The sequence below is a fragment of the Williamsia sp. MIQD14 genome, assembly GCF_051025635.1.
In the GTDB taxonomy this organism is placed as follows: domain Bacteria; phylum Actinomycetota; class Actinomycetes; order Mycobacteriales; family Mycobacteriaceae; genus Williamsia_A.
On sequence record NZ_JBPFDG010000001.1, the window covers coordinates 241,062 to 260,024 of the forward strand.

The 18,963-nt window shown below is 70.3% G+C and carries 21 protein-coding genes; 5 read left to right on the top strand and 16 right to left on the bottom strand.

Features of this window, described 5'->3' with window-relative positions; all coding sequences use genetic code 11:
• Positions 1-31: 31 nt before the first annotated feature.
• Genes ACQ7HM_RS00830 through mftE form a run of 4 tightly spaced genes read right to left on the bottom strand, consistent with a single transcriptional unit; the run spans position 32 to position 4,170 of the window.
• Complete coding sequence (locus ACQ7HM_RS00830; protein WP_434214356.1) at positions 32-484, bottom strand: PPOX class F420-dependent oxidoreductase; 453 nt, start codon at positions 482-484, stop codon at positions 32-34.
• Entirely contained in the window at positions 481-1,857 is a 1,377-nt protein-coding gene (gene mftG / locus ACQ7HM_RS00835) for a mycofactocin system GMC family oxidoreductase MftG (RefSeq protein ID WP_434214357.1), read from the bottom strand. The genes ACQ7HM_RS00830 and mftG overlap by 4 nt, the downstream gene beginning before the upstream one ends.
• Before the next feature lie 10 nt (positions 1,858-1,867).
• On the bottom strand, positions 1,868-3,460 hold the full coding sequence (mftF, locus tag ACQ7HM_RS00840) for a mycofactocin biosynthesis glycosyltransferase MftF (RefSeq protein WP_434214358.1): 1,593 nt from the start codon (positions 3,458-3,460) through the stop codon (positions 1,868-1,870).
• Positions 3,457-4,170: a mycofactocin biosynthesis peptidyl-dipeptidase MftE gene (gene mftE, locus ACQ7HM_RS00845; RefSeq protein ID WP_434214359.1), complete on the bottom strand. Its 714-nt coding sequence runs from the start codon at positions 4,168-4,170 to the stop codon at positions 3,457-3,459. Before mftE ends, mftF begins: the two co-directional genes overlap by 4 nt.
• A 203-nt stretch (positions 4,171-4,373) precedes the next feature.
• On the opposite strand from mftE, the gene ACQ7HM_RS00850 reads away from it, so the two are divergent.
• A complete protein-coding gene (locus ACQ7HM_RS00850; RefSeq protein ID WP_434214360.1) occupies positions 4,374-5,492 on the top strand; it encodes a CaiB/BaiF CoA transferase family protein in 1,119 nt (372 codons plus the stop codon).
• 37 nt (positions 5,493-5,529) lie between these two features.
• On the opposite strand, the gene ACQ7HM_RS00855 is transcribed toward ACQ7HM_RS00850, so the two are convergent.
• Genes ACQ7HM_RS00855 through mftA form a run of 5 tightly spaced genes read right to left on the bottom strand, consistent with a single transcriptional unit; the run spans position 5,530 to position 9,216 of the window.
• Positions 5,530-6,342 (bottom strand): mycofactocin-coupled SDR family oxidoreductase, encoded by an 813-nt coding sequence (locus ACQ7HM_RS00855; protein WP_434214361.1) that lies wholly within the window; start codon positions 6,340-6,342, stop codon positions 5,530-5,532.
• A 31-nt stretch (positions 6,343-6,373) separates the two neighbouring features.
• Positions 6,374-7,594, bottom strand: a complete 1,221-nt coding sequence (gene mftD / locus ACQ7HM_RS00860; RefSeq protein ID WP_434214362.1) for a pre-mycofactocin synthase MftD — start codon at positions 7,592-7,594, stop codon at positions 6,374-6,376.
• A 29-nt stretch (positions 7,595-7,623) separates the two neighbouring features.
• Positions 7,624-8,832: a mycofactocin radical SAM maturase gene (gene mftC, locus ACQ7HM_RS00865; protein WP_434214363.1), complete on the bottom strand. Its 1,209-nt coding sequence runs from the start codon at positions 8,830-8,832 to the stop codon at positions 7,624-7,626.
• Positions 8,829-9,137 (bottom strand): mycofactocin biosynthesis chaperone MftB, encoded by a 309-nt coding sequence (gene mftB, locus ACQ7HM_RS00870; RefSeq protein WP_434214364.1) that lies wholly within the window; start codon positions 9,135-9,137, stop codon positions 8,829-8,831. Before mftB ends, mftC begins: the two co-directional genes overlap by 4 nt.
• 1 nt (position 9,138) lies before the next feature.
• Complete coding sequence (gene mftA, locus ACQ7HM_RS00875) at positions 9,139-9,216, bottom strand: mycofactocin precursor MftA (protein WP_434215590.1); 78 nt, start codon at positions 9,214-9,216, stop codon at positions 9,139-9,141.
• Between the two features lie 159 nt (positions 9,217-9,375).
• Between mftA and mftR the strand changes: the two genes are divergently transcribed.
• Both mftR and ACQ7HM_RS00885 read left to right on the top strand, forming a co-directional pair.
• On the top strand, positions 9,376-9,963 hold the full coding sequence (mftR, locus tag ACQ7HM_RS00880) for a mycofactocin system transcriptional regulator (RefSeq protein WP_434214365.1): 588 nt from the start codon (positions 9,376-9,378) through the stop codon (positions 9,961-9,963).
• A 141-nt stretch (positions 9,964-10,104) separates the two neighbouring features.
• Positions 10,105-11,157 carry a 2Fe-2S iron-sulfur cluster-binding protein gene (locus ACQ7HM_RS00885; protein ID WP_434214366.1) on the top strand — a complete coding sequence of 351 codons (1,053 nt, stop codon included), beginning with the start codon at positions 10,105-10,107 and terminating at the stop codon, positions 11,155-11,157.
• A 41-nt stretch (positions 11,158-11,198) separates the two neighbouring features.
• Here the strand turns inward: ACQ7HM_RS00885 and ACQ7HM_RS00890 are convergent, their stop codons facing one another.
• From ACQ7HM_RS00890 to ACQ7HM_RS00920, 7 genes are all read right to left on the bottom strand, one after another.
• The gene (locus tag ACQ7HM_RS00890) at positions 11,199-11,840 is read right to left on the bottom strand and encodes a hypothetical protein (RefSeq protein ID WP_434214367.1); all 642 of its coding nucleotides are present in this window, start codon (positions 11,838-11,840) and stop codon (positions 11,199-11,201) included.
• Positions 11,841-11,934: 94 nt separating this feature from the next.
• Positions 11,935-12,630, bottom strand: coding sequence for a DNA alkylation repair protein (locus ACQ7HM_RS00895; protein ID WP_434215591.1), 696 nt, complete (start codon positions 12,628-12,630; stop codon positions 11,935-11,937).
• Positions 12,631-12,672: 42 nt separating this feature from the next.
• Positions 12,673-13,866 carry an NAD(P)/FAD-dependent oxidoreductase gene (locus ACQ7HM_RS00900; protein ID WP_434214368.1) on the bottom strand — a complete coding sequence of 398 codons (1,194 nt, stop codon included), beginning with the start codon at positions 13,864-13,866 and terminating at the stop codon, positions 12,673-12,675.
• 34 nt (positions 13,867-13,900) lie between these two features.
• Complete coding sequence (locus ACQ7HM_RS00905; RefSeq protein WP_434214369.1) at positions 13,901-14,611, bottom strand: hypothetical protein; 711 nt, start codon at positions 14,609-14,611, stop codon at positions 13,901-13,903.
• Positions 14,608-15,249 (bottom strand): hypothetical protein, encoded by a 642-nt coding sequence (locus ACQ7HM_RS00910; RefSeq protein WP_434214370.1) that lies wholly within the window; start codon positions 15,247-15,249, stop codon positions 14,608-14,610. The genes ACQ7HM_RS00905 and ACQ7HM_RS00910 overlap by 4 nt, the downstream gene beginning before the upstream one ends.
• Positions 15,246-15,881, bottom strand: coding sequence for a hypothetical protein (locus ACQ7HM_RS00915; protein ID WP_434214371.1), 636 nt, complete (start codon positions 15,879-15,881; stop codon positions 15,246-15,248). Before ACQ7HM_RS00915 ends, ACQ7HM_RS00910 begins: the two co-directional genes overlap by 4 nt.
• Positions 15,878-16,465 carry a hypothetical protein gene (locus ACQ7HM_RS00920; RefSeq protein WP_434214372.1) on the bottom strand — a complete coding sequence of 196 codons (588 nt, stop codon included), beginning with the start codon at positions 16,463-16,465 and terminating at the stop codon, positions 15,878-15,880. The genes ACQ7HM_RS00915 and ACQ7HM_RS00920 overlap by 4 nt, the downstream gene beginning before the upstream one ends.
• Before the next feature lie 195 nt (positions 16,466-16,660).
• Here ACQ7HM_RS00920 and ACQ7HM_RS00925 point away from each other — a divergent pair, with 195 nt between their 5' ends.
• Together ACQ7HM_RS00925 and ACQ7HM_RS00930 are read left to right on the top strand one after the other, a co-directional pair.
• Entirely contained in the window at positions 16,661-18,073 is a 1,413-nt protein-coding gene (locus ACQ7HM_RS00925; protein WP_434215592.1) for an amino acid permease, read from the top strand.
• Entirely contained in the window at positions 18,070-18,951 is an 882-nt protein-coding gene (locus ACQ7HM_RS00930) for a universal stress protein (RefSeq protein WP_434214373.1), read from the top strand. The genes ACQ7HM_RS00925 and ACQ7HM_RS00930 overlap by 4 nt, the downstream gene beginning before the upstream one ends.
• Positions 18,952-18,963 lie beyond the last annotated feature (12 nt).

Consider the following 18,963-nt stretch of genomic DNA (forward strand, 5'->3'; position numbering starts at 1 on the left):
CGCGTCGTTGTCCGCGTGGTCGGATCCGGCCTCAGGCGCTGACGTCGAGGGAGGCGATCACCTTCGTCGGCTCGATCCACAGGACCAGTTCCCCGGGCACCCCGTTGCGGGCGCCGAACTCCTCGGCGCGGTCGGCACCCATGTAGCGTCCGCCCGCCGCGGTGGCGATACGCCGCACCTCATCGAGGTCGTCGCTGATCTCCACGCGTCCCTGGACCTGGACGAAGGCGTACGGCGGCTCGGGCAGGTCGACGCAGAGCACCACCCGCGGATCCCGCTGCAGTGCCCGGCCTTTCGCGGTGTCGGCGCCGGTGTTGAACGCGACGCGCAGTCCGCCCTCCCCACTCACGGAGGTCCGTTCGTCGAGCACGAACCACACCGGCGCGGCGAGCGGGCGACCATCGGACGCGGTGAAACCGAGCATGCCCGTGCGGGTTCCGGTGGACAGGAACTCCCGGACCGCCGGGTCGCCGAGTGAGGTCACGACCCGACGATACCGCCGCCGCCCGGCCCTCGTCCGGGGATGGCGGGTCGGGTGCTGTCGGGTCCGGAGATGGCTTCGGCGATCCGCGCGGCCATCATCATCGTCGTCGCGTGTGGGCCACTCGACAATGCGGTGGGGAGGATCGATCCGTCGACCACGCGGAGACCCTCGACACCGATCACCCCGCCGAGAGCGTCGGTGGCCGCACCCATCGGCAGGGTGCCCCACGCGTGGTGTGACGTGGCGAGCACCGGGTCGATGCTCACGCTGCCCGCCTCGACGAGGTCGGCGTGGTCGGAGCTCTCGAGCATGTCGACGACCCGGTGTGACCACCGCCGCATGGCATCGGTGGCGACCTGCGTTCCACCGACGTCGAGGGTGACGGTGCCGCCGGCGTCCATTGTCAGGTGCCCGCTCGCGCCCGGGACCATCCCCGCCACCCCGACCGCCGGACCCGAGCGTGGGACGCCGTCGATGTGGTCGGCGAAATCGGAGTTGTAGCAGCGGATCTCGACACCGTCCTCGGTGTGCAGCACCGTCGGGAGCAACGGGACGCCGGCGGCGCCCCCGGGCACGCCGGACCGGTCGCGGTACCGGAGGAGGATCTCGCGGTGTTCGGACAACGGGAAAGTCGAGGTCGACCACCCGTCCGACCGGGCGAGAAGTGCCGCACTCGCCAGGGTGCCCGCGCACAGGATCACCTCGTCGGCGGCGAGCGTGTCGCCACCGGCACGCACACCCCGCGCCACTCCCCCGGACAGGACCACCTCGTCGACGGTGGTGTCGGCGACGATCCGGAGCGACGATCTCGCGCGCACCGCGTCGGTGAGGAACGCCCGGTCGGCCGACACGCGGGCCGCAGCGTCGGCGTTCATGCGTATGCGGTTGATCCCGACCGTCGGCCACACGGCGTCGACGACGTCGTATCCCAGTGCCTCCCAGTGATTCTCGAAAGCCACCGCACGCGGATGGAGATCGGCGTCGTCGACGCGACGGACCGACATCACCCCGCCGGTGCCGCCGCCGTCGAGTGTGCGATGGAAGCGCTCGACGGTGTCGGCGTCCCACCAACGGCGATCCCATCCGTCGAGATCGGTGCGGTGACCACGCAGGAAGTAGCCGCCGTTGACGACCGACGACCCGCCCACCCCCCGACCGCGGACGAGGTCGAGGCCGTCGACCGTCGAGTGGCGCCGCACGCGAGGGGCATCGGGTCCCACCGGGAGGCGATCACGGCGCAGGTCCTCATCACCCGGGCGGTCGCGACCCGCCTCGATCAGGGTCACGACGACGTCGTCGACGCGCGAGAGACGTTCGGCCACCACACATCCACAGCTACCCGCACCGACCACGACGACGTGCCGGGTGGTCACGACAACCCGGTCACGACAGGGGTTGTGCGGCCCGTTCGGAGACCGCGCGCCGCTGCGTCGCGTGGACGGACCCGATGACCGGACGCAACGCACCGGTCGCACGCGCGGCCACCACGCCCTCCCAGAGCCCGGCGCCGTAGGCGAGATCGTCGAGACGCTTGAGGACGACGAACCGTGCGATGCCCAGACGCTCCACGGGGTCGGGGTTGAGCATCTCCGAGCGCACCCATTCCACGAGCCCCTCGGCGAGGGCGACGGCGAGCAACACCTGACGGAAGCGGGCCGAGAACACCGCGAGCACCACCGACAGCGGCCAGTAGTGCCGACACAGCGCCGAGGCGAACTGCAGGAAGCCGAATCCCACCGACTGCGCGGTCAACTTCGCCGCCACGGACATCGCGTCCGGGACGTGCGAGACCCGGCCGTGCAGTCGTCGCCCGATGATCGCGACCATGGCCACCAGCAGGCCCAGCCCCCAGCGCGAGCGGGTCAGGACACCGAGCGCCGCGACCGCCAACGGCACCGTCATCACGACCGGGGCCGCGAGGGTGGGGTGGCGATCACTGAGCAGGGCCGCACCGGTGCCGTAGAAGCGTCGTCGTCGCAATGCCGGGCCGAGCCGGTCGCGGTGATCGTGGGCGGCCACGGCGATGGGGTCGTACCGGATGACCCAGCCCGCCGACGTCATGCGCCAGCACAGGTCGACATCCTCGGCCACGCGCAACGACTCGTCGAACCCACCTGAGGTGACCTCACGGAACACGCTGCGGCGCACGATGATCGCCGCACTCGGGACGTACGGCACCCGCGTGCCCGGCGCGACGGCGCTCTCGCGACGTCCCATGTCGAGCGACGAACACAGCGCCTCGTACCGCGCCATGGGGCCGCCATCGGGTGTCATCGCGACGATGCGCGGTGCCACCATGGCGACCCGGTCGTCGGAGAAATGCGCGAGAAGCTTGAACAGCCAACCGGATTCGGGGACGACGTCGGAATCGACGAAGGCGATCAGGTCGGTCTCGATGTGGCGCGCACCGTGGTTGCGCGCGGCCGCCGGACCGACGCTGTGGTCGAGACGGAGGAGTTCGACACCTTCGGCACGTCGCGCTTCGTCGACCACGACGGGTGTCGCCGATCCGTCGTCGACCACGACGACACGGACGCCGACCACGGCGTCGAGCAGCCTGTCGAGCCCGGATTGGTTGTCGCGCACCGGGATCACGACGGTGACGTCCTCGGCGTGCGGTCCGAACATCGGCCGCGGGTGGGCGACGCCGGCACCGAGCAATCGCCGGCCCAGGGTCGCCGAGGAGGGTCCCGAGACCACCAGTCGGCCGTCGGCGTCGATCATGTCGACCGCTGCGGGCGACAGCGTCAGCAGACGCATCGGCGATCCGCCGAGGAGATGCCTGCGCGAGGCGGGGTTGACGACGGTGGACATGTCGAGCTGCACCTGGAACCCGTCGGGCAACTCCTGCGCGGGACGCACCGGCGTGTCCTCCGCCGTCTCCGCGGACTCGACAGCCTCGCCTGCGGTGTCGGGATCGGGGGCGTCGGTGTCGGTGATCCCGGCTTCGGGGGCGGCGTCGGGGCGGCGGGTCATCGGAGCATGCCGTGGTCGTCGGGGGACCATCGACGCAGCGCGGCGGCGAGACGGGTCGACATCGCGTCGAGGTGCGCCCGGCCGTCGCCCGGGTCCCCACGACGCGGGTCGCCCAGCACCCCGTTCGGACTGACCGCACGCACACCCGCCGAACGCAGGCGGGGCATGAGGTCGGCGACCGCACCGGTGTTGCCCACCGCCACCGCGTCCGATCGCACGAGATCTCGCGAGATATACAGCAGGAGAGCCGTTTCCGTCGCTCCGGCATGCGCGTCGGCACCGGCGACCGCGCAGGGGAACCACGCCACGTCGCGCCCCTCGTCGCGCAGCAGACCGACCGCGTCGACGAGGGTGGGGACGTTGCCGCCGTGGCCGTTGACGAAGACGATGCGGGCGGCCCACCGGCACGCGCTGCGCCCGTACTCCACGAGGACCAGTCGCAACGCCTCGTGTCCGATGGACACGGTCCCGGGGAAGTCCTCGTGTTCGCCGCTGGCACCGTAGGCGAGCGCCGGGGCGATCAGCATCTCCTCGTCGTCCCCGAGCGCCGAGCGGGCACCGTTCGCCACGGCACCGGCGATACGCGTGTCGGTGTCCAACGGGAGATGTGGGCCGTGCTGCTCCACCGAACCCACCGGGACGACCAGCGTGACGTGGCGATCGTCCAGTTCGGTCCAGGTCTGCACGCCGAGCCCACCGGAGCAGATCATTCGGACAATGCTAGCCACCGCAAGCGCTCCTGAACACACGAAGCGGCGAACGCTTTTCACCGTTGGCGGCGTTTCGCGACCCGGCGCGCCGGACCGGCCGGCAAACCACCCGGTGACAGCGATCACCACGGCCGCATGCGATGCTGACAGCGACAGAGCGAGCGCTCGGTCCTTCCACCGGCAACCGACCACGAGGTACTTCGATGAGTTCGAGTGAGCAGTCGAGCAACGACCGACGCCAGGGCCCGCTGACGGGCATCCGGGTCGTGGAGTTCGCGGGCATCGGGCCCGGCCCGCACGCCGCGATGATGCTGGCCGACCTCGGGGCGGACGTGGTCCGCGTCCAGCGCGCCGGGACCCTGCCGGCCCCGGGTCGCAACGCCGACCAACTCCTGCGGGGCCGGTCGGCGGTCGTGGAGGCCGACCTCAAGTCGCCCGACGACAGGGCCGAGGTGATCCGTCTCGTCGAGCGGGCCGATGTGCTGCTCGAGGGGTTCCGGCCCGGCGTCATGGAGCGCCTGGGCCTCGGACCCGACGACCTCCTGGGCGTGAACCCCCGCCTGGTCTACGGCCGCATGACCGGTTGGGGCCAGGACGGCCCGATGGCCGACCGCGCCGGGCACGACATCAACTACATCTCGATGACCGGCATGCTGCACGCCATCGGTCGTGCGGGCGAGCGACCGGTGCCGCCGCTGAACCTCGTCGGCGACTTCGGCGGCGGGTCGATGTTCCTCGTGCAGGGTGTGCTCGCCGCGCTCGTCGAGCGCGCGGTCTCCGGCGCGGGCCAGGTGGTCGACGCGGCCATGGTCGACGGCGCTTCGGTTCTGGGACAGATGATGTGGGCCTTCCGCGGCACCGGCCTCTGGCGTGACGAGCGCGGCGTCAACATGCTCGACACCGGCGCACCGTGGTACGAGGTGTACGAGACCTCCGACGGGAAGTACATGGCGGTCGGGGCGATCGAGCCCCAGTTCTACGCGCAGTTGATCGCCGGTCTCGGGCTCGCCGACGCCGACATCCCCGATCAGAACGACATCGCCCGCTGGGACGAGTTGCGCACGGTGTTCACCGAGACCTTCGCCTCGCGCACCCGTGACGAGTGGGCGGAGGTCTTCGCCGGCACCGACGCCTGCACGACCCCGGTCCTGACCTTCGCCGAGGCCCCGGCCGACCCACACATGGCCGCGCGCGCCAACCTGCAGGAGATGGACGACGTGATGCAAGCCGCTCCCGCACCACGCTTCTCGCGCACACGGACCGGCGCACCGGTGGCGCCGGCACGCTCGGCCACCGAGCTCACAGCGGTCTGGGCCGACTGACGCCGACGCAGACCCGCCTGCTCCGTGCGCGATCTGCCTAGACCTTCACGCTCCCCTGGTCCATCGAGAAGGTCGATGCGGTGATGGTGCGCGCGTCGTCGCTGCAGAGGTACATCACCAGTGACGTCACCTCGTCGCGGGACGAGAAGAACGGCTCGTTGAGGATCGGCGCGAAATGCGGCTGGTACTTCCTGATGGTGAAGGCGTGTTGGGCCGAGGTGTCCTCGAACGCCATCGGGGTGTCGACGGCGTAGGGGTGGATGGTGTTGACGCGGATCTTGTACTCCCCCACCTCTTTCGCCACCGTCTGCGCCATTCCGGTGAGTGCGAACTTCGACGCGGTGTAGGAGGCCTGCAGCGGCATGGCCTTGAGACCCGCCGAGGAGCTGACCACCACGATCGAGCCCCCGTTGCCCGCGTCGATCATCGTCGGCAGGGTCGCGCGCAGCGTCTTCCACGTACCGCCGACGTTCACGTCGATGACGTCGGAGAACTGCGCCTCGGTGAGCTCCCACGACTGCCCCCACGTGAGGATGCCGGCGTTCGCGATGACGAGGTCGATCGCACCGAACTGCTCCAGACCGTCGGCGACCAACTGCTCCTGGAACGCGAGATCACGGGTGTCGCCCTGGCGCGCAAGGATCTTGCCGCCGGCGCCCTCGACCGCCGCGATGGTCTCGGCCAGGTCGTCGGCGGTCGCGTGGGGGTAGGTGGTGTGGTCGGCGACCGGTCCGGCGATGTCGAGGCCGATCACCGCGGCACCCTCCTCAGCGAAGCGGATTGCATGGTTGCGACCCTGGCCCCGGGCGATGCCGGTGATGTAGACGACCTTGCCGTCGAAACGTCCCATCGGGTCAGACTACCCCAAACTGGAACGTGTTCTAGTTTGTTTTCGACGCGAGCTCCGCGGTCTCCCGATCGGTCGTGTCGCCGAACCGACGCTCGAATCCCTCGGGGATGATGATGTCGCCGCGGGTCAGTTCGTGGATGCTCTTGCGACCCAGCCCCATCAGGGCGGAGTCGATGCCGCCGCGCAGGATGTCGAGGACGTTCTCGACGCCGGTCTGGCCGTTGGCGGCCAGGCCCCAGAGGTAGGCCCGTCCGATCATGACCGCGTCGGCGCCGAGGGCGAGCGCCTTGACGACGTCGCTGCCGCGGCGGATGCCGCCGTCGAGCAGGACCTGCATGTCGTCGCCGACGGCGTCGGCGATCGGTCCGAGCATGCGGATGGTGGCCGGGGTGCCGTCGAGGTTGTTGCCACCGTGATTCGACACCGACAGCGCCGTGGCGCCGATGTCGCGGGCACGCTTGGCGTCGTCGAGTCGGGTGATGCCCTTGACCATGAACGGTCCGCCCCACTGCTCACGCAGCCACGCGAGGTCCTCCCACGACGGCGGCGCGGTCGCCATCCACTGACCGTAGGCGCCGAAGAACGTCGGACCGGTCTGCCCCTTGTCGACGACGTTGGGGGCGGTGAGATCCGGGATGATCGGCTTGCCCTTGTTGAACCAGTCCCACGCGTACCGGGGGCGCATCGCGATCTCGGGCGCCAGTTTCAGCAGAGCCTTGAGGTCGACCTTCTCGGGGATCTCCGGACTCCCCCAGTCGCGCCCCATGGAGAACGACCAGTCGGTGGTGACGATGAGACCCTTGGCCCCTGCCGCGCGGGCCCGCTCGGCGCGTTTGAGGATGTCCTCGCGGGAGTTGAGCCAGTAGGCCTGGAAGAAGATCTTGTCGTTGACCGCGGTCACCTCCTCGATCGGCTTGCTGGCGAAACTCGACAGCCCCATCGCGGTCCCGCGGGCCGCCGCCGCGCGTGCGACGGCGACCTCACCCTCCTTGTCGACTGCCTGGACACCGGTCGGCGAGATGAGGACCGGCATCGAGATCTCCTGGCCCATGATCGATGTCGCCTGCTCACGCTCGGCGTGTGCACCGACGACATGCGGGGCGAAACCGATCTCGGCGAACGCCTCGACGTTGTCGTGCAGCGTGATGCCTTTCTCACTGCCGGCTACGAGCGAGGAGTACACCGACTTGGGCAGCCGCTTCTTCGCGCGGCGCTGCGCCTCGAGAACGGTTTCGAACCAGGGATTGACCATGTCGAGCAACTACTTTCGTCAGATGAGGGTCAGGCGGGAGCGAAACCCGCGAGCGGGTTCTCGTCACAGTCACGGCTCGGCGGTCGAGTCATCAGAGTGAGCGGAACGCCACGCGAGTGGTCTTTGTTGGCCGTCGGGGCGGTGCGTTCGCCGGCGAGCAACTCCTCGCCGAACCCCTGCACGCATTCGGGGTCCGGACCCGCCAGGGGCAGCCCGGTGAAGAACTTCGCCGCCATGCAGCCGCCGCGGCAGGCGTCGAAGTGTGCGCACTTCGTGCACGCGCCGGCATTCTGCGGTTCGCGCAGTTCTCCGAACAACTCGGACTGCTGCCAGATGGTCGCGAAACCGCCGTCGGCCAGGATGTTCCCGGCCAGGAAGTTCTCGTGGATCGCGAACGGGCAGGCGTAGACGTCACCGATCGGGTCGATGAGGCAGACCACTCGACCCGCTCCACACAGGTTCAGTCCGGGCAGGCCGCCCTGACCGGGCTCGGCGAACGCGGCGAGGTGGAAGAACGAGTCGCCGGTGAGGACGCCGTCGCCGCGGGCGACGAGCCAGTCGTAGAGCTCACGCTGCTGAGACGGCAACGGGTGCAGGTCGTCCCACACGTCCGCGCCGCGACCCGACGGTCGCAGACGGGTGATCCGCAACGTCGCGCCGAATCGATCGGCCAGGTCCTTGAACTCGTCGAGCTGGGACACGTTGTGCCGTGTGACGACCACCGAGATCTTGGCGTCGGCGAAACCCGCCTCGGACAGGTTCTCCAGCGCGCGGATGGCCATGTCGAACGACCCCGGGCCGCGCACGGCGTCGTTGACCTCCGCGGTCGCGCCGTCCAGCGAGATCTGCACGTCGACGTAGTCCGACGCCGCCAACCGCGCCGCGACGGCCTTGTCGATCCGTAATCCGTTGGTGGAGAACTTCACTCCCACCTGATGACTCGTCGCATAGTCCACGAGCTCCCAGAAGTCCGGGCGCACCGTGGGCTCACCGCCGCCGATGTTGACGTAGAACACCTGCATCCGCTGCAACTCGTCGATGATCGCCTTGCACTGCTCGGTGCTCAGCTCACGCGGATCACGCTTGCCCGACGACGACAGGCAGTGCACACACGCCAGGTTGCAGGCGTAGGTGAGCTCCCACGTCAGACAGATCGGCGCATCGAGCCCCTTCTCGAACTGGTCGACGAGACGACCGACGGGTTGCGATGCAGCGGGACGATCGATCGTGGCGGTCATGCGGACTCCCGGGGACGGTCGGCGGGCACGATCGTCGCCGACGCCGCGAGCGAGGTGAGTGCCTGGAGGTAGAGGGGACGATCGGCGTCGGCGATGCCGCACGCGGCCAGCGCCGCCTCGGCGCTGGGGTGCTCGGCGAGCGACCTCACGAGGTCCACGACGATCAGGTTCTTGAGGAACGACAGCTTGCGGGTCCCGAAGTGGTACAGCAGCGCCCCGAACGGCTCCGGACGCAGCGCCACACTGGGATTGAGCATCCAGGGGGCACCGAGATCGAACCGGTCGGCCGTGACGGCGGCCGTCATGTCAGTAGACGCCGCACATGCCGTCGATGGAGACCTCTTCGACCAGGCTCTCGGTCACGAGTTCGGCGTCGTCGGTCACGGGTGCGGTGACGTCGGTGGACGGGACGGATGTGTTTTCGCTCATGATGTCCTCTCGATGGTGACGTGGGTCACGACGGACTATAATGGCACCGAGTGCAGAAAATCCAGACCTCGGCCGAACCGATCTCCCGGCGCAGCCGTCCCACGAAAGGCGGCGATGACGTCTCCGCAGCTCGGACGCCGTCCGCGTACGACGCGCGCGGTGATCAGCGAGGTCGCCATCGACCTGTTCACTCGGCAGGGATTCGACGAGACGAGCGTCGACGACGTCGCCGAGGCCGCGGGGATAGCCCGCCGCACACTGTTCCGCTACTACCCGTCGAAGAACGCGATCCCCTGGGGGGACTTCGATGTGCACCTCGGCGCGATGCGCGCCCACCTCGACGCCCTCGGCGACGATCTGCCCGTCGCGGTCGCGCTGCAGACCGCCCTGGTCGAGTTCAACCGCGTCGATGCCGACCACCTGAGCAGTCACCGGCGTCGCATGCGACTCCTGCTCGAGGTCCCTGCGCTGCAGGCGCATTCGATGCTGATGTACACCGGCTGGCGTGACGTGATCGCCGATTTCGTCGCCCGGCGCACCGGGGCGTCGCGCGACGACCACCTCCCGCAGACCGCCGGGTGGCTGATGCTCGGTGTCGCGCTCGCCGCCTACGAACAATGGTTGACCGACCCCGCGGCCGACCTCGCCACCCTGCTGACAGACGGCAGCCGTATTCTCGATCGGGGTCTACGGGCGCTGTAGTCGACCGGCGTCGCGGTGGCCGGCGGTGGCCCCGACCTGAAGGGCTCGAGTCCATCGGCCCACACCACCCTGGCGGAGGGCACCGCGCGATAGGTATCCTCAAAACTAGAACGTGTTCTCATTTTGCGAGAGAGGTGGCCGATGACGGCGATCACGCCCCACAGCACCCGGAGCGTCGTCCTCACGATCGCCGAGGTGATCGAGGAGACCGCCGACGCCCGGTCGCTGGTGTTCGACGTGCCCGCCGAACACACCGACCGCTTCGACTACAAGCCCGGCCAGTTCCTCACGCTGCGTATCCCCAGCGATCGGACCGGCTCGGTCGCCCGGTGCTACTCGCTGGCATCGTCGCCGTCGACCGACGCGAAACCGAAGGTGACCGTCAAACGCACCGCCGACGGATACGGGTCGAACTGGCTGTGCGACAACGCTTCACCCGGCGACGAGGTCGAGGTCCTCCCGCCGTCGGGCGTGTTCACCCCCGCCGACCTCGACACCCCCCTGCTGTTGCTCGCCGCCGGCAGCGGCATCACGCCGATCATGTCGATCCTCAAGGCCGCGCTCACGACCGGATCGGGACCGGTCGTGCTGTTCTACGCCAACCGCAGCCAGGACGACGTCATCTTCGCCGAGGAGATCCGCGCCCTGCACGCGACGCACCCGGAGCGACTCACCGTCATCCACTGGCTCGAGACCGTGCAGGGCCTGCCCGGGGTCGCCGCGCTCACCGCTCTGCTCCGGCCCTACGCCGCCCACCACGCGTACATGTGCGGACCCGGCCCCTTCATGGACGCCGTGCACACCGCACTGGCCGACGCCGGTTTCGGCCACAAGCAGGTGCACGCCGAGGTCTTCACCTCCCTGTCCGGAGATCCGTTCGACGATCCCGACGTCGCGGTCGTCAGCGCCGAGGAGTCCGCCGACGCCGCATCGGTGTCGGTCGAGCTCGACGGCACCGTCCACGAGTTGTCGTGGCCCCGCAGCCAAACACTGGTCGACATCATGATGGCGGCCGGACTCGACGTGCCGTACTCGTGCCGCGAAGGTGAATGTGGTTCGTGTGCATGCACCGTCGTCGACGGCACCGTCGAGATGGCCAACGTGGGCGCCCTCGATCAGGAGGACATCGACGACGGGTACATCCTCGGCTGCCAGGCCCGCCCCACCTCCGACCACCTCACGATCGAATTCTGAGCCGGCCCGCCGGCGCGAATTCTGAGCCGGCCCGCCGGCGCTCAGCGGGTGGTGAGCCAGGTCAGCACCGACTGCGCGGCCTTCGGGTCGCCGTACTGGGTGCCGATCGCACCGGCCACCGTCGCACCGATCGCGGCGCCCGCGGCCGCGGCCGGGATCGCCAGGAGACAGGCACCGAGAACCGAGCACCCGACGACGAGCCCCACCGCGGCACCGACGACCGTGCCGACACCCGCACCCGCGGCCGCCGAGACGGTGCCCGCACGGTTCAGCCCGTTGGCGACGTGGAACAACATGGCGTAGTACGCGCGGTCCTTTCGCGCCGAGACCGGATGTGCCCCACGCTTGATCGCAGCGGTCACGCCCGGTGTCAGGTCCGGCGCGATCGTGGCGGTGCGGCCGTTCGCCGCCACCGTCGTCCGCAACGGGACGTCGACCCCGTCGAGGGCGAGCGCCGCGGGAACTCGGTCGATCGCGTGACCGTGGTCGTCGGTGACGACGAGGCCGTCGGACGTGCGCGCGAAGGTGGCGCCCGACAGGGTCGACGTCATCGCACCGTTCTGACCGACCGTCACCCGATAGCTCGCCTCCGGACCGGCGTTCGCCACCGCCGTCCCGCCGCCGGAGACCACCACGACCGCGGTGACCACCAGCGCGGCGAGCGACCCCGCTCGCCCGGTCACGTGCACGACTCCACGCCGCATGATTTCCCCCTCAGACTTCTGCTCGGATCGGATGCTATCGGACTCGACGGCCCCCGGAGGGGAAGCCCGTCGACTACCGCAGTGCCCGCAGCGCGGCGCGATGGTCGGCGTCGAGGTGTTCGGTCGCGTACGACAGGGCCGTGCGACCCATCGCGGCGGCGTGGGACTCGAGGTAACCCACCAGTTCATCTCGGTCGCAGCGTTTTCCGGCCTCCCGCAGCATCCAGCCGAACGCCTTCTGGATGAGGTCGCGGCGATCGGCGATGACCAGCGGCGCGATCTCGTACAGCGTCGACGCACGGCCGCGGCGGATGAACGCGAACGTGGCGACGATCCCGACCCGCCGGCACCACAGGTCGTCGTCGGCGGCGAAACGGGTGAGCAGTTCCCGCGGGCGGTCGAGCAGCCACACGCCGAGGATCGGGTCGGCGGAACTGTCCACGAGGTCCCAGTTGTTCACCCGCCCGCGGGCGATGGCGTCGAGGTAGACCTCGACCCAGGCCGCCCGGTCGGCCTCGGTGTCGCTGCGTTCGAAGCCGTCGCGCAGGAGGAACAGGCCGATGAGTCGGTGTTCGTGCACGGGACTGTCGAGCAGGTCGACGACCCCGGGCGCGTCGAGGCCGCGGAACGACCGCACGAGCGACCGCAGCCGTGGGACGGGTACGCCGACGAAGCGATCACCCTCGCCGTAGTCGCCGGGACCGGACTTGAAGAACCGCAGCGACCCGGCGGCGCGGTCGGGGTCGCCGAGCGCATCGACCGCGGCCATCACCGCGGTCGCGTCGCGCCCGACAGCCCCCACCGCGACCCCTCAGGAGAGCAGGTCGGCGATCGGGGTGTCGGCGGCGACGGTGGCGCGCATCTTCATGACCGCACCCGCACGTCCCGCACCCACGACACCGGTCAGCACGCCGTCGCGGCTGAAGTAGGCGAGGAACTTGTCACCGTCGGAGTCGACCATGTGCACCTCGTCGTCGGCCGCCGGGGAGCCGAGGCACTGGATCTTCAGATCGAACTGATCGGTCCAGAAGTAGTGCACCACCGGGGTCTTCGAGGCAGCGTCCGCCCCGACAAGGGTGTCGGCGAGCACCTTCGCCTGCTCCACCACGTGGTTCCAGTGTTCGACACGATGGCCGAACACACCCGACTCGTCGGACCAGATGGCGACGTCGCCCAGCGCGAAGATCCCGTCGACCGAGGTCTTCCCCCGTGCGTCACAGGCGATCCCACCACCGTGGGCGCGATCGGCGAGATCGAGACCGATCGATTCCGCGAGTCCCGTCATCGGGGTCGAGCCGATCCCGAGGACGACGATGTCGGTGTCGATCCGGGTGCCGTCGTCGAGGGAAACCGCGGTCACGACACCGGACTCGGCGACGATCTCGTTGACACCGACACCGGTGCGCACGGTGACGCCGCGGTCGGTGTGCAATCTCTCGACACGCTTGCCGATCACGGGTCCCAGCGCCGCGCTCAACGCGGTGTCGGCGGGTTCCACGATGGTCACCGACGCGCCGGCGGTCGAGAGGCTCGCCGCGACCTCGCACCCGATGAACCCGGCCCCGACCACCACCACGCGGGCCCCGTCGGTGGCCTCGGCGCGCAGGGCGACGGCATCATCGTAGGTGCGCAGCACGTGCACACCCGTCAGGCTCTCGGTTCCGGGCAGCATGCGCGGATCGAGACCCGTTGCCAGCACCAGGGAGTCGTAGTCGACCGTGACACCGTCACCGACCGACACCGTGCGGGCTCCCGCGTCGACATCGGTCACCTCGACGCCCAGAGTGAGGGTCACGTGGTTGTCGGTGTACCACTGCTCGGGTTTGAGTTCCACGAGATCACGTTCGCCGCGCAAGACGGCCTTCGACAGCGGCGGGCGGTCGTAGGGGATGTGCTCCTCGCGGCCGATCAACGTGATGGCGTCGGAGAACCCCGCCTGCCGAAGGTATTCCGCGAGACGCGCACCCGCGAGTCCCGCACCGACAACGACCACTCCACCGCTCATCCACATCTCCTCGCATCGAGAGCGGACGCACCACTCATCCGTCGATCCCCACGGGGTACAGATCGGCCATGCGCCACCTGTCGTCGACTCTACGCATCACGACCCACCGCGCGATCGGCACCGTGGCGCGCGACGGCGCGGCCGTGGGGATCTCGATCATCTGGGTGGCGAACACCAACAGCCGCATGCTCTGTCCGTCGGTGTCGTCGGGGTCGGGGGCGGTGGGTGCCACCCCCACGCCGGTGATCGCGAGCGACGACGACGCACCCGTCTCGACCGCCGACGCCAGTGCGACGTTGGGGCCCTGACTGCGGTAGTCGGCGAGCAGTCGACCGGTCAGCAGCGGCGTGATCTCCGCGGCGCGGCGAGCGGCGGGAGCGGCGGCGAAATCGGCGGGGACGAAATCGAAGAGCGCGGTCATCGTCGACCGCGTCGTGTCCAGCAGGGTCGGGTCGGGGCCGGCGTCGTCCTGGCCGGGCCGCAGCGACGCACCCACGAGGGTGGTCGTCACGGCCACCAGCGCCACGGCCACGACCACCGCGTCGCGCCGGTCGACCGGGCGTCTGTGCACCACGACGGTCCCCAGCTGCGCAGCGACGGCGAGGGCGACCGCGACCGCCGGCGGCCACGCCCAGGTCGGTGCACCCAGGACCACGAGAGCTGCACCGATACCCGCGATCGCGGCCACACCGATCACGGCCCGTAAAACGACGGTCGGCGTCGACACCCGTGGCGTGGTGGTCATCGCAGCTGCGCCCGGTCGATGGTCCACCCCTGCGCGCCGTGGACCATACGGACATCGAGGACCAGACGTCCGTCGGCCGCGGACCCGCCGAGCAACGAGGGGTTGGTGGCCTCGGCGACGACGAGCAGGTCGACCGTCGACCGGGAGTCCGGGGAACGGTCGTCAGCGGATCCGGAGCCGCCCGGACCACCGACGACGCCGGCCGCCACGACCTGACCGGTGCCGGGCAGCCGTTGCGCCGCAACGGCCGCGGTGATCTCGGCGGCCGCGCCGTCGATCCGGCGACGGAACTCGCCGCTGCTCACCCGGCGCACCGACGCGAGATAGCGCTCGGGGTCACGGGGATCGGCGGTCAACACGGTCGCCACGGCGCTGCGCGTCGCCGCGACCACCGACGCGGCGCGGCCCCGCTCGTCGTCGGCCCGGGCCGCGAGCACGCCGAGGACGATCCCGGCGACGGTCGTCGCCACCACCACGGCGATCGTGACCGCCGGCGCCAGGCGACGCAGGCGATGCCCGGCCGCAGGGTCGCGGGGCCGCCGCGGGACGACGTCGGGCCGCGTCGCCTCCACCGCGGCCACGGCTCGTTCCAGGCGCTCGCGGGCGGCGGTCACCCGTGCCGATTCGGGTGAACTCATCGCAGCACCTCCACGCTCGAGACGCGCCAGCGATCGTCTACGCGACGCAGGTGGGCCGCGAGAACCCTTCCCAGCGTGGCGGTGTCGGCCCCCTGCCGTTCGGTGACGTTCACCGCGACCACCACATCCGCACCATCTGCCGACACGCCGCCGACACCGGTCTCGACGGGGACGCATCCGGCGGTCACGTCGGCGGCGGGCGCCTGCGCCTCCTCGAGGGCACCGGCGCCGGACCGCAACCGGTCGGCGAGCTCGTCGGTCGCGGCATCGAGGGCCGAGGTGCGGTCGGCGGCGGTTCCGCGGTCGACGATGCGACACACCAGCGGCCCGGCCTCGCGCGCCACCGCGTCGGCGGCGTGATCGACCGCCCGCCGATCGATCAGGTGCGTCGCACTCACCGCGACCACCGCGCCGAGGGTCACGACGAGCGCGAGAGTCGTTGCCGCGAGGACATTCCGGCGACGTCGCGCGGCCGGTGCCGACACACCGACGAGGACACCGACCACGATCACCGTCACCACCGACGACACCCACCACGGTGCCCAACCGACCAGCGCACCGAGCCACACCGCGGCCGCGCCCGCCGCGATGCCCACACCGGGCACCGCCATCCGGGAGCCGAGGGCCGTCACGGCAGGAACTCCACGCGCGACACCTTCAGCTCGCCGGAGTCGGGCTCGATGCGCACGAGCAGCCGGAAGCGATTCGGCGCGCCCCCCGGTTGCGCCGACGCGGAACCGCCTGTCCCCGAACGGGTGAGGACCACCGCGGTGACCAGGACCTCGGCGACGTCGGCGTCGCGTGAGGCCACGGCGACACCGTCGACACCGCCGCTCGCGACCGTCCCCAGACGCGTCACCAGCGTGCGGTAGGCGCCGGTCGACTGGGCGAACTCGTCGCGGAACGATCCCGTCGAGGCGTCCAGGATCTGTCGGGCGCGGTCGGGGTCACGTGCGTCGGGCAACAGCAGCGCCGACACCGTGGTCTGTGCGACGGAGGTGAAGTCGGTGTCGCGGTACCGGGTCTGGCCATGGCGCACCACGAGGACGGCGACCGTGGCGATCACCAGCGCCACCACCACGACACCCGCGGCGAGGACCCATCGGGGCGTGCGGTCGCGCGGGGCGCCGGTACCGAGCAGACGGTCGAGGTCTCGACGCGCCGCCGTCACCTCGCGTCGCGCCTCGCGACGGGCAGAACGAGTCGAGCGCGCCACGATCACCTCCACGCCCACCTGCAGTGCCGACCTCGCGACCACAGTAGCGGCGCGAGGTGCACCGACCGGCGCATCCACCCCGCGCGGACGCCCTCGCGATGCTTTGATGGGTTCTCGACCGTCGTCGAGGTCCCCGCCGGAGGAGTCGCAGTGGCCACACGATCACCCCGCCCCGCACCCCTCACGCGCGCCACCCTGCTGCGGCGCAAACCGATCCCCACCGGGTGGAAGGCGGAGGCCGACACCGGACTCGAACGGAACATCACCACCGTTCAGCTCGCGAGCTTCGGCATCGGCTCGACCATCGGCACCGGCATCTTCTTCGTGATGGCCGAGGCGGTCCCCGAGGCCGGGCCGTCGGTCATCATCTCGTTCGTGTTCGCGGGCATCGCCGCCGGACTCGCCGCCCTCTGCTACGCCGAGATGGCGTCGTCGGTGCCGGTCTCGGGGTCGACGTACTCCTACGCCTACGCGACGCTCGGTGAGTTCGCCGGCATGGCCGTCGCCGGGTGCCTCCTGCTGGAGTACGGGGTGTCGACGGCGGCGGTGTCGGTCGGCTGGAGCGGGTATCTGAACGAACTCCTCGGCGACCTGCACCTACCGCAGATACCGCACGTCCTGAGCGCCGCGCCGTTCGACGACGACCCCGGTGCGATCAACCTGCCGGCGATGATTCTCGTCGGGATGTGCGCGATCCTGCTGATCCGCGGCGCCAGCGAGTCGGCCCGCGCGAACGCGATCATGGTGTTCATCAAGATCGGCGTCCTCGCGATGTTCGCGATCATCGCCTTCACCGCGTTCGACGACGGCAACCTGACGCCGTTCTTCGCCGACGGGGCGCACGGGGTGACCCTCGCCGCGGGCACGATCTTCTTCTCCTTCATCGGGCTCGACACCATCTCCACCGCCGGCGAGGAGGTGAAGGATCCGCAGCGCACCATGCCGCGCGCACTGATCGCCGCGCTGATCACCGTCGTCCTCGTGTACGTGCTGGTGTCGCTGGCGGCGGTGGCGGCGCAGCCGTCGAGCGAGTTCGCCGCCCAGCAGGACGCGGGCCTCGCGCAGATCCTGAACAACGTCACCGGGGCCACGTGGCCGTCGCTGGTCCTCTCGGCGGGTGCGGTGATCTCGATCTTCTCGGTCACCCTGGTGACCCTCTACGGACAGACCCGCATCCTGTTCGCGATGGGTCGCGACGGCATGCTGCCGTCGTTCTTCACCCGCGTGAACCCGCGGACGCTGACCCCGGTGAACAACACGATCGTCGTCGCGGTGGTCGTGGCCATCCTCGCCGGCTTCATCCCGCTGGACTACCTCGCCGACATGGTGTCCATCGGCACCCTCGTCGCCTTCATCGTGGTGAGCCTCGGGGTGATCATCCTGCGTCGTCGCGAACCGGATCTCGACCGACCGTTCCGGGTGCCGCTGTACCCGCTGACACCGATCCTGGCCATCGCCGCGTGTGGCTACATCCTCTACGGATTGCACTGGTACACCTTCGTCTTCTTCGGACTGTGGGTGTCGGCGGTGCTGGTGTTCTACCTGCTGTGGGGGCGTCACCATTCGGCTCTGAACACCTCGGCCGATCCGCTGGAGTCCGCGCCGTGACGATCGTCGTCGGGTACCGGCCCGGGCTCGGCGGCGAGGCCGGTCTCGCGCTCGCGACCGAGCTGTGTCGGTCGTTGCGACGCGATCTCGCCGTCGTGATCGCACTCCCCCGGCCCTGGCCGGTGCCGTCGATGGCGAAGGTCGACGCCGAGTTCGCCGCCTACGCACGGCGTCTGGGCGACGACGCCGAATCGTCGGCGCGCGCCGCACTGGAACGACACCCGCTGCCGACCGCGGTCACGGTGCACCGCATCGCCGAGCGGTCGGTGAGCGCGGCGCTCATCACCGCCACCCGCCGACTCGGGGCGACGATGCTGGTGATGGGCACCCGTCGCCAGACCGGCGGTCACATCACCCTCGGCTCGACGACGGGACGGTTGGTGCACTTCAGCGAGACCCCGCTCGCGCTCGCCCCGCCCGGGTACGAGGCGACGGCGCAGCGCCCGGGGATCACCGGCGTCACGTGCGCCTACTCGGCGACCGCGGAGGGCGATCAGGCCGTCGCGCGTGCCGCGGCGATCGCGGCCGACGCCGGGGTTCGCCTGCGGGTGGCCAGTTTCGGGGTCGCACCGGCCGACATGTACCCACCCGAGGTCGGTTTCGGCGCCGAGCGTGAGGTGCTCGCCGCGTGGACCGAACAGGCCCGGATCGCGTTGGCGCGGCTGGTGACCTCGGGGGTCGTCGGCGCCGACACCGAGACCGTCGTGGGCACCGGCACCGATCACGCCGCCGCGCTGGCCTCCGTGGACTGGCCCGCCGGCGAGGTCCTCGCGTTGGGCACCACCCCGCGCAGTGGTGTCGCACGGGTCTTCCTGGGTTCGACGGCGACCCGGATCCTCAGCGGCGCCACGGTTCCCACGATCGTCCTGCCTGGCTGAGGAAGAGGACCA